17 protein-coding genes are annotated in these 13329 nt (G+C 69.1%); 1 reads left to right on the top strand and 16 read right to left on the bottom strand.

The annotated features are described in order from the left end of the window. On the top strand, window positions 1–505 hold a 505-nt coding region (locus K2Z83_RS25045), incomplete at its 5' end, for an HD-GYP domain-containing protein (protein WP_220597906.1). Window positions 506–652: 147 nt separating this feature from the next. On the opposite strand, the gene K2Z83_RS25040 is transcribed toward K2Z83_RS25045, so the two are convergent. The 16 genes from K2Z83_RS25040 to K2Z83_RS24965 all read right to left on the bottom strand — a co-directional run. Continuing rightward, window positions 653–1078 (bottom strand): rhodanese-like domain-containing protein, encoded by a 426-nt coding sequence (locus K2Z83_RS25040; protein ID WP_220597905.1) that lies wholly within the window; start codon window positions 1076–1078, stop codon window positions 653–655. Window positions 1079–1232: 154 nt separating this feature from the next. Further along, complete coding sequence (locus K2Z83_RS25035) at window positions 1233–2549, bottom strand: FAD-dependent oxidoreductase (RefSeq protein WP_220597904.1); 1317 nt, start codon at window positions 2547–2549, stop codon at window positions 1233–1235. A 72-nt stretch (window positions 2550–2621) separates the two neighbouring features. After that, window positions 2622–3380, bottom strand: coding sequence for a sulfite exporter TauE/SafE family protein (locus tag K2Z83_RS25030; protein WP_220597903.1), 759 nt, complete (start codon window positions 3378–3380; stop codon window positions 2622–2624). Window positions 3381–3449: 69 nt separating this feature from the next. Further along, window positions 3450–3938, bottom strand: a complete 489-nt coding sequence (locus K2Z83_RS25025) for a protein tyrosine phosphatase family protein (protein ID WP_220597902.1) — start codon at window positions 3936–3938, stop codon at window positions 3450–3452. A 4-nt stretch (window positions 3939–3942) separates the two neighbouring features. Then, window positions 3943–4299 carry a rhodanese-like domain-containing protein gene (locus K2Z83_RS25020; RefSeq protein ID WP_220597901.1) on the bottom strand — a complete coding sequence of 119 codons (357 nt, stop codon included), beginning with the start codon at window positions 4297–4299 and terminating at the stop codon, window positions 3943–3945. Window positions 4300–4416: 117 nt separating this feature from the next. Then, window positions 4417–4992, bottom strand: a complete 576-nt coding sequence (locus K2Z83_RS25015; RefSeq protein WP_220597900.1) for a DsrE/DsrF/DrsH-like family protein — start codon at window positions 4990–4992, stop codon at window positions 4417–4419. Window positions 4993–5097: 105 nt separating this feature from the next. Beyond that, complete coding sequence (locus tag K2Z83_RS25010) at window positions 5098–5346, bottom strand: sulfurtransferase TusA family protein (protein ID WP_220597899.1); 249 nt, start codon at window positions 5344–5346, stop codon at window positions 5098–5100. 66 nt (window positions 5347–5412) lie between these two features. Further along, entirely contained in the window at window positions 5413–6591 is a 1179-nt protein-coding gene (locus K2Z83_RS25005) for an MBL fold metallo-hydrolase (RefSeq protein ID WP_220597898.1), read from the bottom strand. A gap of 168 nt (window positions 6592–6759) precedes the next feature. After that, entirely contained in the window at window positions 6760–7620 is an 861-nt protein-coding gene (locus K2Z83_RS25000; RefSeq protein WP_220597897.1) for a hypothetical protein, read from the bottom strand. Beyond that, a complete protein-coding gene (locus tag K2Z83_RS24995) occupies window positions 7617–8699 on the bottom strand; it encodes a hypothetical protein (protein ID WP_220597896.1) in 1083 nt (360 codons plus the stop codon). The genes K2Z83_RS25000 and K2Z83_RS24995 overlap by 4 nt, the downstream gene beginning before the upstream one ends. 227 nt (window positions 8700–8926) lie before the next feature. Then, on the bottom strand, window positions 8927–9379 hold the full coding sequence (locus K2Z83_RS24990) for a glycine cleavage system protein H (RefSeq protein ID WP_220597895.1): 453 nt from the start codon (window positions 9377–9379) through the stop codon (window positions 8927–8929). A gap of 71 nt (window positions 9380–9450) precedes the next feature. Beyond that, entirely contained in the window at window positions 9451–9891 is a 441-nt protein-coding gene (locus tag K2Z83_RS24985; protein WP_220597894.1) for a glycine cleavage system protein H, read from the bottom strand. Window positions 9892–9971: 80 nt separating this feature from the next. Then, entirely contained in the window at window positions 9972–10280 is a 309-nt protein-coding gene (locus K2Z83_RS24980; protein ID WP_220597893.1) for a hypothetical protein, read from the bottom strand. 7 nt (window positions 10281–10287) lie between these two features. Further along, window positions 10288–10728: a hypothetical protein gene (locus K2Z83_RS24975; protein WP_220597892.1), complete on the bottom strand. Its 441-nt coding sequence runs from the start codon at window positions 10726–10728 to the stop codon at window positions 10288–10290. Further along, window positions 10725–12839 (bottom strand): (Fe-S)-binding protein, encoded by a 2115-nt coding sequence (locus K2Z83_RS30215; RefSeq protein WP_220597891.1) that lies wholly within the window; start codon window positions 12837–12839, stop codon window positions 10725–10727. The genes K2Z83_RS24975 and K2Z83_RS30215 overlap by 4 nt, the downstream gene beginning before the upstream one ends. 95 nt (window positions 12840–12934) lie before the next feature. Then, window positions 12935–13329: electron transfer flavoprotein subunit alpha/FixB family protein (locus tag K2Z83_RS24965; RefSeq protein ID WP_220597890.1), on the bottom strand; the 395-nt coding region annotated here is incomplete at its 5' end.

Genomic DNA, 13329 nt, shown 5'->3' with positions numbered 1-13329 from the left:
GGGGCACTCCCTGCGCGTCACTGAGCTGACGGTGGCGATCGCGCGGGCGCTGGGCCTGGACGAGGAGCAGATCGTCCACATCCGGCGCGGCGCGCTGCTCCACGACATGGGCAAGCTGGGTGTGCCCGATCACGTATTGCTCAAGCCGGGCAAGCTGGATGAGGAGGAGTGGGCGCTGATGCGCCGGCACCCGGAGCTCGCCTACGAGATGCTGTCGCCGATCACGTTTCTCCAGCCCGCGCTCGATATCCCCTACTGCCACCACGAGAAGTGGGACGGAACGGGATACCCGCGCGGCCTGAGGGGCACGCAGATCCCGCTGGCGGCGCGGATCTTCGCGGTGGCGGACGTCTGGGACGCCCTGACCAGCGACCGGCCCTACCGGGCCGCCTGGTCGAAGGAGAAGGCTCTGGCCTATATCAAGGAGCAGAGCGGCAGCCACTTCGAGCCTGAGACTGTCGCGGTGTTCCTGCAGGTGATGCAGGAGCGAACGAAGGCACGCTAGCAGAGCCTCTGCAACGTCCTGGTGCTTCGCCCCAGACCCCACTTTTGTTGGGTTTGGGCGGCTCCGCCGCCCAAACCCAACAAAAAATAATGCGGGGGCGGCGAAGCCGCCCCCGCACCCCCACCGAGAGGTGACGTTACAACATCATCAGGGCGCGGCGACGGGCAGGCCGGCGGCCTTCCACGCGTTCATGCCTCCGGTGACGTTGGTGACGTCGTACCCGCGGGCGAGCAGGTCGTTGCAGGCGGTCGTGCTGCGGTTGCCCGAGCGGCAGATACAGGCGATCGGCTGGTCGCTGGGCAGCTCGGCCAGCCGCGAGTCGAGCTGGTCGAGCGGGATGAGCGTGGCCTGGGCGACGTGGCCGTCCTGGGTGAACTCCTCGGGCGTGCGCACGTCGAGCAGGAACAGGCTCTCGCCGGCGGTGAGCTTGGCGTTCAGGTCGGTGACGCTGAGCTGGGTGAGGGTCTTCGGGCCGGAGGATGAGCTGGTGGCGGCGGGGGCGGCGGCCCCGCAGGCGGCCAGGGCCAGCGCGCCGAGGACGAGGATGAGCAGGCTGAGGGTGCGGGCTCGCATAGGGTTCTCCTTTAGGCAAGATTTCAGATTGTAGATTGCAGATTGCAGATTTGGTGTAGTAGAACGCCATTCACGGCATCAAACTGTAAAGCAACCTGAAACCTTGTCTTTGATGCGATTGCGGATTCTGCAATCTGCAATCTGCAATCTGCAATTACACAAGGGCGGCGCGGGCGGCCATGAAGGCTAGCTCGCTCATAGTGGGGTTGGCGGCGAAGGTGGCGGCCAGCGCATCGACCGGCAGCTGGTGCTGGATGGCCATGGCCACCGGGGCGAGGATGTCGGCGGCGTGGGCGCCGACGGCCGCCCCGCCGCGCACCTGTCGGCTGTCCGGGTCGTAGCTGAGGGCGACGTAGCCCTCGCCCGCGCCGGAGAGGTGGCTCTTCAGGGCGGCGCTGAGGGGCAGGCGCACGGTGCGGGTATCTGGGCCATTGACCTGGCCGACCTGGGCGACCTGCGGGTCGCAGTAGGCTGCGTGGATCACGGCATCGGCGCAGAAGGCGGGGGCGTCGGCCCCGGCGGCGTGACGCCCGGCGGCCCAGGCCTGGGCCATGGCCCGGTTAGCCAGCATAGGCCCGCCGGCCGCGTCGCCGACAAGGTAGACGCCCTCGGCGGCGGTGCGGCCGAGCCCGTCGGCGGGCGGCGGCCCGGCGGCGGGGTCGAGCCCGACGGCGGCCAGGTTCAGCCGGCCCAGGTCGGGGCTGCGGCCGACGGCCAGGAAGGCCATCGACGCAGGGTGGCGCGCGCCGTCGGCGGCGATGATCGCGACCCCCGATTCGCCGTGCTCGACGCGGACGGCCCGCTGGCCCTGGCGGATCTCCACGCCGCGCCGGCGCAGGGCTTCGGCGAGCATCTGGCCGGACTCGGGCGCGAACTCGGGCAGCACGCCCTTCGGCCCGACCACCCAGGTGACGCGCACGCCGAGCAGGCTGAAGAGCGAGGCGAACTCGCTGCCGGTCACGCCGCCGCCGACCACGACGATGTCGGGCGGCAGCTGGGCGATGGTGTTGGCGAAGCGCGGGGCGATCACCCGCCTCCCGTCGGGGCGCATGTCGGGCGGGAAGCGCGGCGCCGACCCGGCGGCGATGATCGTCGCGTCGGGCTGCAGGGTGGCGACCTCCAGGCCCGCGCCGTCGCGGACGGACAGCCGCCCCGGCCCGGCGAATGCGGCGACGCCCTGGATGACGGCCACCTCCAGCTCGGCCAGGGCGGCGGCCTGCTGCGCGCCCCAGGCTGCGGAGACCGCGCCGATGCGGGCCAGGATGGCGGGCGGGTCTACGGGGGGGCCGCCGGCGGATGCCGCCTCGGCGGCGGCGATCCAGACCTTGCTCGGCACCAGGCTCGCCCAGCCGGCCCGCCCGCCGATCGGCCCCTCGCTCACCAGGGTCACGCGGGCGCCCGCCCTTGCGGCGGCCAGGGCCGCCTCGACGCCGGCCGGGCCGCCGCCAATAACTGCGATCTGTCGTGTCATAGATGCTCCGTCAGAAAGAAGGCCTATGATGCTGGCGCGAGCGTAGCTCGCGCCAGCATCATACACCCTCTTCTAGATCACCTTGGGCAGGTTGACGGCGAGCAGCACGATGCCGAGCAGCACGACCAGCCCGGCGAAGCCCTGGCGCAGCCGGGCGGCGGGCAGGCGGTGGGCCAGCCAGGAGCCGGCGAAGAGGCCCGGCACGCCGCCGGCGAGCAGCATGGCGATCAGCGCCCAGCTGATTGTGCTCTGGCCAAGGTGGCCGAGCAGACCCGCCATGCTGTTCAGGGCGATCACCACCAGCGAGGAGCCGACGGCGTCGCGCATATCCATGTGCAGCACGAGCACCAGGGCCGGCACGATCAGGAAGCCGCCGCCCACGCCGAGGAATCCGGTCAGGAAGCCCACGGCGCTGCCGGCGAGCAGCACCTGCCACCAGACCGGCGGGGTGAGGTTGACCTCGCCCTTGCCAGCCCCGCCGCGCAGCATGATCACGGCGACGACGAGCATGAGCACGGCGAAGAGCACCAGCAGCAGCGGGCCCGAGAGGAAGCTGGAGAGCCGCGCTCCCAGGAAGGCGGTGAGCAGCCCGGTGACGCCGAACATCAGGGCGGCGCGCAGGCGCACGTGGCCGGAGCGGTTGTGGATGGTGGCGCCGGCGAGCGCGTTCAGGCCGACGATCACCAGCGAGCCGGTGACGGCGGCGTGGGGGTCCTGCCCGAGCAGATAGACCAGCGCCGGCACCGTGAGGATGGAGCCGCCGCCGCCGAGCGTCCCCAGGGCGATGCCGATCAGGGCGCCGAGGAAGATGGAGAGGAGTGTCGTGGCCATATAAATGTCCAGGGTGGCAGGGGACAGCGCGCCGCGCCCATACACGGGCGCGGCGCGCTGCGCTCCTGGCTATAGGCGCTCGAAGAAGTCGGAGGCGCAGAAGTCGAAGGTCTCTAGCGAGTCATCGTCGTAGCCGGCGGCCCGCAGCTCGGCCTCGGCCCGCTCGGTCGTCCATCCCTGATGGTGCTGGCGGTAGAGCATCCACATCAGGCCGACGCGGGTGGCGCTGCGGCAGTGGAAGACCAGCCGGCCGGTTTCGGGGTCGGCGACGATCTGGGCCAGCTCGGCGACGTGATCGGGCTCCAGGGCGTAGGCCGGCCAGGGCCGGTAGATGTAGCGCAGCCCGGCGGCCTCGGCGGCGGCGCGCTGCTCGGCGGCCCGCGCGGCGTCGCCGCGCAGGTTCAGGACGGTGCGGTAGCCCTGGGCCGCCAGCAGCTCCCAGTCCTCGGGCTGAGGCTGGGTCGCCAGCAGCACATCTGGCGTCACGGCGTAGCTGCGCAGCTGGGCCGCCTCGGTCTGGTGCTGGAGCGTGGTGCAGGGAAGCTCGTGGGTTGTCATCGCCTTAGCCCCGCTTGCTCGGCAGGCCGGCCCGCTGCCAGGCGATCATGCCGCCGGAGACGTTGGTGACGTTGGCGAAGCCCTGGCGCTGCAGCATCTCGCAGGCCACCTGGCTGCGGTTGCCCGAGCGGCAGATGCAGACGATGGCGGCGTCCTGGGAGAGCTCGCCGAGGCGGGTGGCCAGCACCGGCAGGGGCAGCAGGCGCGCCCCGGCCACGTGGCCGTCGTTCTTAAACTCGTCGGGCTGGCGGACATCCACCAGCACGATCGGCTCGCGGGCGTCGAGCTTCGCCTTCAGCTCGCTCACGTTCATCGTCTGCACGGCCGGGCCGGAGTTGCTGCGGAAGAGGTTGCGGAACATGGATACGGTTCCTTTATAGAGAGATAGCTTCGTCGGGTGATACTGTCGGGGCGCAGCAGCGGTGGATGGGACAGCTTTCACGGGGTGACTTCGGGCTGCTGCGCCCGTACGGATTATTTAGATAAACAGCGTGACCTTCGAGCGGGCGGCGTCGGCCATAAAGGTGGCCACCCCGCCGGTCTCCAGGCCGTCGATCAGCTCGGAGTCGGCGATGCCCATCAGCTCGCGAGACATATCGCAGACGACCATGCGCACGCCGAGCTCGCGGGACATCTCGAACAGCTCCTCGACCGAGGAGATATCGCGGTCCTTCATGATCTTGCGGATGAGCTGGGCCCCGGCGCCCAGGAAGTTCATCTGCGACAGTCCGAGCTGCCCGGTGCCCGATGGCAGCATGGCGGTGAAGCCCTTCTCCAGCAGGTTCTTGCCGGCGAAGACCTTCTCGCGCTTCCTGACCGCGCCGATGCCCCAGAAGGTGAAGAACATGTTGACCTCAAGGCCCATCGAGGCGGCGCCGGTGGCGATGATGAAGGCCGCAATGGCCTTATCGAGCTCGCCCGAGAAGACCACCATCGAGACGCGGTCCTCGATGCTCTGGGCGGGCGTTTCCTCAAGGCTGCTGACGCGCTGCTCCAGCTCGGCGATGCGGGCGAGCAGGGCCTCGGTCCCCATCTCGGGGGTGTCGATCATCATTGGGGGTGCTCCTTACTATCATTCATTTCATTGGGCCAGCCGTCGGGGCGCAGCAGCGCCTGATGAATGCTCGGCAGGGAAGTCTCCGAGGCTGCTGCGCCCTTACTACGCCGTCCTCCGCAGATAGTGGACGTACAGGTTCACCCCGCCATCCTCGACCGTCTCCTGGGAGATGATCTCGACGTTCTTGGCCGTCTTGGCCCAGCCCTGGAAGTCGGCGATGGAGCCGCGGTCGGTGGCGACCACCTGGAGCACCTGGCCGACCGCCAGGTCGCCCATGGCCTTGCGGCTCTTCACCAGCGGCATCGGGCACTTGGCGCCCTTCACGTCGAGGGTCTGATCAAAGCTGCTCATTATCGTTATCTCCTCTCGGGGCCACAGCACGCTGCGTCCCTACGATATATATGCGATATAAGAAGGTTACTCAGCCAGGGCGCAGATATTCTTGCCGAGCTCCAGCTCGCTGGCCTGCTCCTCGGTGGGCGTGGAGAGGCCGATGTTGACCCGCTTGATCTCGACGTACTCGGGCGGGAAGACCGGCAGGTGGCTGAGGACGAAGGCGCTGAACTCCTCCAGGGTGCGCGGCCTCAGGGCGTCGTTATGGGTCAGCAGCGTGCTATAGGGCTCGGCGAAGATGCCGCCGCCGGCGTCCTCATCGATTGTGCTAAAGTGGGCCGGCAGGATCATGGTCTCGGCGGTCAGGTAGGGCGGCAGGCGGCGGAACATGCTGTCGTAGAGCATGGGCGTCCATGCCTCGCCGCGGCCGCCGAGGTCGGGCCGGCCGAAGGAGCGCAGGAAGATGCCGTCGCCGGTGAACAGATAGCGCCCGCCGTCCGGCGCCGTCGCCAGGTAGTTCATCTGGCCGAGGGTGTGGCCGGGGTACCAGATCGCGGTGATGGTGATCTGGCCGACGCTGAACTGCTGGCCGTCCTCCATCGAGGTGTAGGCGATGGTGGCCGGCAGCATGTCGATCGGGTGGATGGCGTCGTAGGCGTGGACGTAGTAGGGCGCGCCGCTGGCCTGGCTGAGGGCCGGCCCGCCGCTGATGTGGTCGGCGTGGACGTGGGTGTCGAAGATGTGGGTCAGCTCGGCCCCGGCATCGGCCAGCGCCTGCTGGTAGACATCGATATGGCGCAGGGGGTCGATCAGGGCCGCCTTGCCGTCGCTGACCAGGGCGAAGCTGAGGTCGCCGCGGGCGGGGCGGGCGATCTGGACGATCGTGCCCCAGTCGGCCGAGACCACCTCGCGCACGTCGTAGAAGTTGCCCCAGCTGACGAAGCCGCCCTGCAGGTAGCCGGCCTTGATGCCGCGCTCCTGAAGCAGCCCGGCCACGTACTGCGAGGAGCCCTCCTTGGCGCAGATCACCAGGACCTCGCGGTCGGCCGGGACGCGGGCGCACATGCCGTCCTCGTCCTCGATGAACTCGAAGTAGGGGATGTTGACCGACTCGAGGTTGCGGTGGCCCTCGACCCGCATGCGCTTGTACTCGTCCGCGTTGCGCACGTCGAGGATAAACAGCGGCTCGCCGCTGAGGACGCGGTCGTAGAGCTCGCCGGCAGTGAACATTGTCTCGGTGGCCTGTGCATCTGTGGTGGTCATTGCCTCATACCTCTCATTTCTTGTGCGCGTCGGCACAACTTCATCTCACGCTCTTACAATAGCAGCTGATGGTAAGAGGCGTACGATGGTTCTGTAAGGGTATGGTAAGGCTGTGGGGGGCTGGGGGCTGGGGGCTGGGGGCTGGGGGCTGGGGGCTGGGGTGAACCCTCAACCCCCAACGCTCGCCAGTGATCGCAGATCGGCCAGGGCGTAGTCGTCGAGGCGGTAGCCGACGCCGATCTCCTGGGGCGCCCAGGCGCGCCACTGGTCGAGCCCCTCGCGGCGGTAGCGCCGGGCCAGGGCGGTGACGCCCACGCAGATCGCGCCGAAGAGTTCGGCGTAGAGCAGGGAGAGCTCCGAGCCGCCGGCGAGCAGCTCGGCCACGGCCGCGTCGCTGGTGACGCCGGCCTGCTCCATGGCCGCGAAGATGCTAAACTCCAGCTCGGCCAGGTTCGCCGCGATGTCGCCGCGCAGCAGCTCGCCGCGCGCGGCGAGGAAGCGCGCGGCGCCCAGCTCGTGCAGGCGCAGCCAGCCGTCGCGCACAGGCTCGGGCAGCCAGAGGATGCCCAGCAGGAAGGGCAGCATGCCGTGGCGCAGGAAGAGGCCGCGGCCCTGGGTGCTCGGCAGGAAGGGCAGCAGCAGATTGGTGCCCAGCGTGGCCCGCAGCAGGTGCTCGGCAGTGAAGCGCTCGTCGGCCAGCGCCCGCGCCTCGCCCGATGGCCCGAAGCTGTGGGCGTAGGCCGTGGCGAAGAGCGCCCAGCTGTCGAGGGCGTGGATGGGGATGGGCCGCTCGTGGGGCTTGAACCAGACCGGCATCAGATGGCCCCAGCCGCCATTCGTCTCCGGCGTGGTGATCACCGCGTAGGCTGGCAGCTCGCCGCGCCAGAGGTGCTGCAGCCCGTAGACCGAGAGCGCCGCGATCGCCGGGGCCTGCAGGTCGGCCAGGGCCTGGCGCACCTGGCCGCCCGCCACGCCGAAGCGCGCGCGGGCGGCCAGGTAGGTCGCGAAGCTGGGCAGCGGATCGCTCACTGCGGAGCCTGGGCCTTGAGGGCCATGATCGCCGCCGTCCAGTCCTCGGCGCTCACGCCGGGCGACTGGGCGTTCATGCTGGCGTAGAACTCGCCCACCCGGGCCAGAACCGCAGCCGGCTCCAGGCTCACGCCGCGCATAGCCTGCTCGAGCGCGCCGACGGCGAAAGCCGGCAGCATGGTGAAGTCGCCGGAGAGGGTCAGGTCGTCGATGCGGCCCTCGCGCAGGCGGGCGGTGGCCCGGATGAGCCCGCCGGGCGCCTTGTGGGCAGCCTCCAGCAGGTAGACATCGGCGTGGATCTTGACCGCCCCGCTCTGGCGCAGGCCGCCCTTCATGTAGCGCCACTCATCGGAGAGGAAGCGGGCCTCGATCTCCTCCGTCACCTCCAGCTCGCGCGCGGTGGGCTCCTGGATCTCCAGGGGCGCGCCGAGCGCCTCGGCGCAGTGGCGCATGTAGGCCCGCGTCACCTGGGCCCGGTCGGGAGCCTCGCCGAGCTCGCGGCGCATGGTGGTCATATACTCGTTGAGCGACTGGATGATCTTGTCGCGCATCTTCTCGGAGGGCACCTTGAGCACGCGGGCCATCAGCGCGAAGTTGAAGTCGAACATCAGGCTGCCCACCACCACATCGGCGCTCCCCATCTGGGCCGCGCCGGTGCCGCCGATCTTGCGCCCGTTGACGTGGATGTCGTTTACCGGGCGCAGGGTGGCGTTGATCCCCAGCTCCTGGTAGGTCTCGACGAGCGGCTGGATGTAGAGCGCGAAGCGGCGCTCCAGGTCGAGCGGCAGGCGGTTGCGCTGGAAGACCCACTGGGTGAAGAGCTGGTCCGAGTCGAGGTAGACCGCGCCGCCGCCGACCTCGCGCCGGTAGATCGGCAGGCCCTGCTCGGCGCAGTAGGCGGTGTCCACCTCCTTCTCAAGCTCCTGGTGGTAGCCGATGCAGGCGTAGGGCGCATCGGGGCTGACCAGGATGATCGTGTCGGGGGTCTCCGGGGTCATAGCGTAGGCCACGCCGTGGTAGATCGCCTGGGAGCGCAGCGGCGGCACCAGGCCCATATCGAGCACGCGGATCGTCTTCACAGTCACCTCCCGGTGGTGTGGGGCGCAGCCCCATGCGCATCAACTTAAGCTCCGGGCTCCCCGGAATTTCTTGTTGTTTTGGCCAAAATGGCCAGCGAAGCTGGCCATTTTGGCCAAAACAACACCGGTTTTTAGGGCGGCAGCCCTAACGTTGATGCGCATGGGGCGCAGCCCCACGGCGTTCTTATTGTTTATGGGTGGCGAAGCCACCCATAAACAATAAGAGATTATACATCCTCACAGCGGTAGCAGCGGATCTGGTTGTCGCGGATGCGCTGCTGGAAGTGGGCCACGGCGGCCGCGCCGGTGATCAGCTCGGCGCGGGCGGCCGGCGGGTCGAGCAGGCGCACCTTCACCATCCAGCCCGCGCCGTAGGGGTCGGTGTTGGCCAGGGTGATCGTCTGCTCGTAGGCCGTGTTGACGGCCAGGATCTCGGCGGCGAAGGGCACCACGAAGGGGCCGACCCACTTGGCGCTCTCGATGGTGGCCGCGCTCTGGCCGGGCCTGACCCGCTTGCCCACGCCCTTGAAGCGCACGTAGAGCAGCTTGCCCGCCGCCGTCTGGGCGATGTCGCTCATGCCCAGGGTGGCCGTGTCGTCACCCTCCAGCCGCACCCAGAGGTCGTGCGCGGGGTGGTAGTACAGCTCCTCCGGGATGTCGCAGCCGGCGTAGATTGCCATTGGTTTCCATCACCTTGTAGGGCCGAAGCATTCGGCATTGTCGCTTTGCGACAATGCCGAATGCTTCGGCCCTACTTGGCGCAGTCGATGCCCTGGGCCTTGAGGAAGGCCTCGTAGTCGGCCACGGCCTGCGCGCCGGTGACCATCCCGGCCTTGTCGGCGGCCCAGTTGCTCGGGCGGATCTTCACGAACCAGCCGGCCCCGTAGGGGTCCTCGTTGAGCAGCTTCGGGTTGGCGACGACCGCCTCGTTGGCGGCGACGATCTCGCCGTCCACCGGCGACTTGATCGGGCCGACCCACTTGCCGCTCTCGACGGTGCCGCTGCTCTTGCCCTTCTTCACACTCTTTCCGGCCCCCTTGGGCGTGGCCGTCACGATGGAGCCGGCCAGATTCTGGGCGGCGTCGGTCATGCCGATGGTGATCGTCCCGTCGTCCTCGGGCCGCACCCAGACGTGCTCTTGCACGACGTAGTAGAGCTCCTCGGGGACGTTGCAGTTGTTCGCGGTTGACATAAGATTTCTCCAGTTAGGGCGCAGCAGGGTGATTGCGGCGGCCCAGCACGCTGGGCCGCCGCAGTCACCCTGCTGCGCCCTTACGACTCTCTATCAAGATCCACACCCACCTCGGGCGCGTGCCTGACCAGCACGTGGAGCAGGATCTGGTCGAAGGCGACCAGGGCGATCTCCGATCGGAACTCCTCCAGGAAGCGCGGGTTGCGCCCGCGCGGCTTGACCTGGCGGCTATACGCCAGCCCGCAGAACGGGCAGGTGACGACGAAGGCCATCTTGCCGCTGGACTCGTCATGGGTGGTCGTCACATGATCCATGTGGGCGTCGACCATGTGGCGGTGGATGGTGGTGCGCTCGCCGAACTCCTGGCAGAACGGGCACTTCATGTCCATGTTACCCTCACCCCTTCGCCCGGTAGTTGGCCGCCGCCCCGCCCGCCAGCGCCTCGACCAGCTGGAGCATGGCCGCGCCGGCGGGGGTGATCTGGGCGTGGTCGGTGTCGATCATACGTGCGGCCAGCCCCACCTGCACGAGGTCGTTCAGCCGCTCGGCGAGCAGCAGCCGGCCCATGCCCGTCGCCGCGATCAGGTCGTCCAGCGAGCGCGACTCGCTGCCGCCCAGGTTGCTGAGCACCGCGAAGCAGGCCACGTCACTGGAGGTGCGCAGGGCGCGCAGGGCTAGATCCTCGGCGGCCTCGTCCAGCTCGCCGGCGGCGAAGGTTGCCAGCCAGCCGCCGGTGCCGGACTCCAGCCGGTCCAGCCGGTCGATCACGGCGGCCAGCCCGCGCAGCCGGCCGGCCAGCCCGGCGGCCAGGTCGGCGATCAGCTCGTCGGCGCTCACGCCGGCACCTGCGCGGCGTCGGGCAGGCCGGCGGGCTCGGCCAGGCCCAGCGCCTCCTCCAGCACCTCGATGATGTCGCGCACCACGATCTTGCCCTCGTTTCCGCTGGTCTTCACCGCGTCGGTGTACATCACCACGTCCTTCGGGCAAGATACCACGAACAGCAGCTGCTCAGCGTCGCCGGCCAGCGGCCCAAGGGTCGCCAGCGCCTCGCGGATGCGGCTCTCGGCGGGGCGCTCGCCGGCGGGCGTGCTGCCCAGCCAGATCTGGCCGCCGCCGGCCCCGCAGCAGTAGGAGTTCTCGCGGTTGCGCGGCATCTCGGCGAAGCGCAGCCCGGCCAGCTCCAGCAGCCGCCGCGGCGGCTCGTAGCCCTGGTTGTAGCGCCCCAGGTAGCAGGGGTCGTGGTAGGTGGCCAGGTAGCGCCCGAGCTTCTCCGTCACCTGGAGCTTGCCCGCCTCCAGCAGCTCAAGCAGCACCGCCGTGTAGTGGTGGACCGGGTACTCGGCCCCGAACTGCGGGTACTCGTTGCGCAGCGTGTTCAGCGAGTGCGGGTCGGTGGTGATGATCTGCTTGAACTGGGCCTTGCCGAAGGCCTTCATGTTCTGCTCGACCAGCATCTCGAACAGGCCCTCCTCGCCCACCCGGCGCACATCGTTGCCGGCGTTGCGCTCCTCGTTGTTGAGGATGCCGAAGTCCACCCCGGCGTGGCTCAGCACCCGCGCCACCTTCTGGGTTAGCGGGACGACCCGCTGGTCAAAGGATGCCGTGTCGCCCACGAACCAGAGGTACTCGACCGGCTCCTTGGTCGCGTCCTTGATCGGCACCCCGGCGTCCTTGGCCCAGCGGGCGCGGGTGCGCGCGGCCTTGCCGAACCAGTTGCCGTTCTTGCCGATGCCCTCCAGCGCGCCCTGGATGCCGCTGTCGATCTCGGCCGTGTCGTAGATCATGCGCCGCCGGATGTCCACAATGTCGGCCATGGGCTCGTTGCCCACCGGGCAGACTCGCACGCAGGCGTAGCATGTGGTGCATGACCAGACCGCCTCGGGCGAGATCGCCATGGCCAGCAGGGGCAGCTCGACCTGCTCGCCCTTGGCCAGGGCGCGGAAGTTCTGGTTGAACAGGTAGCGCTTGTTCACCTCCAGCGCCGCCGGTGAGAGCGGGCGGCCCGAGCCGTGGGCCGGGCAGACCTCCTGGCACCTGTTGCACATGATGCAGGCGTAGGCGTCGAGCAGGCGCGGCCAGCCGAGGTCCTGCACCTGCGCCGCGCCGGGGGCCATGTCGTCGGGCGCGCCCTTGGGCACCGCCGGGTCGAGCAGGCCGCGCGGGCCGGGCTTGATCAGGCCCAGGTTGAGCGGGGCGACCATCAGGTGGATGTGCTTGCTGAAGACGAAGTAGGGCAGGAAGCAGACGATCAGGCCGATCGCGGTCCACCAGGTCAGGTGGACGCCCAGGCTGAGGGCGCCCTCGGAGAGCCCGCCGAAGGCCAGCGAGGTCAGGCTGGCGAAGGGCATGAACGGGTCGGCCCGGCCGGCCTCAGCCAGGCGCAGGGCCTGCCCCAGGAAGCGCGAGCCGACGTGCAGCATGATGAAGGTGCCGACAATCGCCGAGTCGCGGCGCACCCCGCCAGCCGTCACCCCCGGGTGCAGCAGGACGCCCTGGTTGAAGCTGAGGCGCTTGTCGTTCATGCCGAAGCGGCGCACCAGGAAGGCCACCATGCCGACCAGGGTCAGCACGCTGAGGATGTCGGCCACCAGATTAAACAGGTTGGCGATGCCGCCGATCAGCCCACCGGCACCGTTGGCCCCATAGGCCAGGGTAAAGCCGGGGATGAAGCCCTCGAACAGGTCGGCGACATTCACCAGGAAGTAGAAGCTGAAGCCGAAGAAGATGAAGGCGTGGAAGGTGCTCAGCACGGGGCGGGCGCGGAAGATCGGCCGCTGGAGGCCGACATCGACCAGGGCGGACATCAGGCGGCGCGGCACGTCCTCGCGCGGCGGCGCGGCCCGCCCGCTGCGCACCAGGGCGAAGATCCCCCGGAAGCCGACCGCCGTCAGCCCGCCCAGGACGACGACCAGCAGGATGAAGGCGATCTCTTCGGCGAGTGATAGCACGGTATATCCCCTTGCAGGGGCGCAGCAGCGGCACCGAAACGTATCAGGAACTCCTGATGACCACCTGTGCCGCTGCTGCGCCCTTACGCTGCGCCCTACCCCAGCGCCTCAAGCAGCGCCTCGGCCACCTCGAACAGGTCGCAGGTGCTGCCGTAGTGGGCCACGTCGAAGATCGGCGCCTTGGCGTCGGAGTTGACCGCCACGATCAGCTCGGCGTCCTTCATGCCCTCCAGGTGCTCGGGCGCGCCCGAGATCCCCAGCATGAGGTAGAGCTTGGGCTTGACGCTGAGCCCCGACTTGCCGACCTGGCGCGTCTTGGGCAGCCAGCCGGCGTCGATGATCGGGCGTGAGCCGGACAGGGCCGCGCCTAATGCGCCGGCCAGCTCCTGGGCCAGCTCGATGTTCTCCTGGCCGCCGATGCCGCGCCCGACCGAGACCAGCTTGTCGTAGGTGGTGATGTCGATGTCGCCGGCCTCGGGGCGGATCAGCT

Source organism: Oscillochloris sp. ZM17-4 (assembly GCF_019599295.1).
In the GTDB taxonomy this organism is placed as follows: Bacteria; Chloroflexota; Chloroflexia; order Chloroflexales; family Chloroflexaceae; genus Oscillochloris.
The sequence above is the reverse complement of the archived record's forward strand: the minus strand, read 5'-3'. Positions and strand labels throughout refer to the sequence as shown.

Bases quoted from the DNA above. Each gene is read 5' to 3' on its own strand.
- K2Z83_RS25005 (WP_220597898.1), bottom strand. From the start codon at position 6,591: ATGACCACCACAGATGCACAGGCCACCGAGACAATGTTCACTGCCGGC.
- K2Z83_RS25025 (WP_220597902.1), bottom strand. From the start codon at position 3,938: ATGACAACCCACGAGCTTCCCTGCACCACGCTCCAGCACCAGACCGAG.
- K2Z83_RS24985 (WP_220597894.1), bottom strand. From the start codon at position 9,891: ATGTCAACCGCGAACAACTGCAACGTCCCCGAGGAGCTCTACTACGTC.
- K2Z83_RS25040 (WP_220597905.1), bottom strand. From the start codon at position 1,078: ATGCGAGCCCGCACCCTCAGCCTGCTCATCCTCGTCCTCGGCGCGCTG.
- K2Z83_RS24980 (WP_220597893.1), bottom strand. From the start codon at position 10,280: ATGGACATGAAGTGCCCGTTCTGCCAGGAGTTCGGCGAGCGCACCACC.
- K2Z83_RS24990 (WP_220597895.1), bottom strand. From the start codon at position 9,379: ATGGCAATCTACGCCGGCTGCGACATCCCGGAGGAGCTGTACTACCAC.
- K2Z83_RS25010 (WP_220597899.1), bottom strand. From the start codon at position 5,346: ATGAGCAGCTTTGATCAGACCCTCGACGTGAAGGGCGCCAAGTGCCCG.
- K2Z83_RS25035 (WP_220597904.1), bottom strand. From the start codon at position 2,549: ATGACACGACAGATCGCAGTTATTGGCGGCGGCCCGGCCGGCGTCGAG.
- K2Z83_RS25030 (WP_220597903.1), bottom strand. From the start codon at position 3,380: ATGGCCACGACACTCCTCTCCATCTTCCTCGGCGCCCTGATCGGCATC.
- K2Z83_RS25015 (WP_220597900.1), bottom strand. From the start codon at position 4,992: ATGATGATCGACACCCCCGAGATGGGGACCGAGGCCCTGCTCGCCCGC.
- K2Z83_RS25020 (WP_220597901.1), bottom strand. From the start codon at position 4,299: ATGTTCCGCAACCTCTTCCGCAGCAACTCCGGCCCGGCCGTGCAGACG.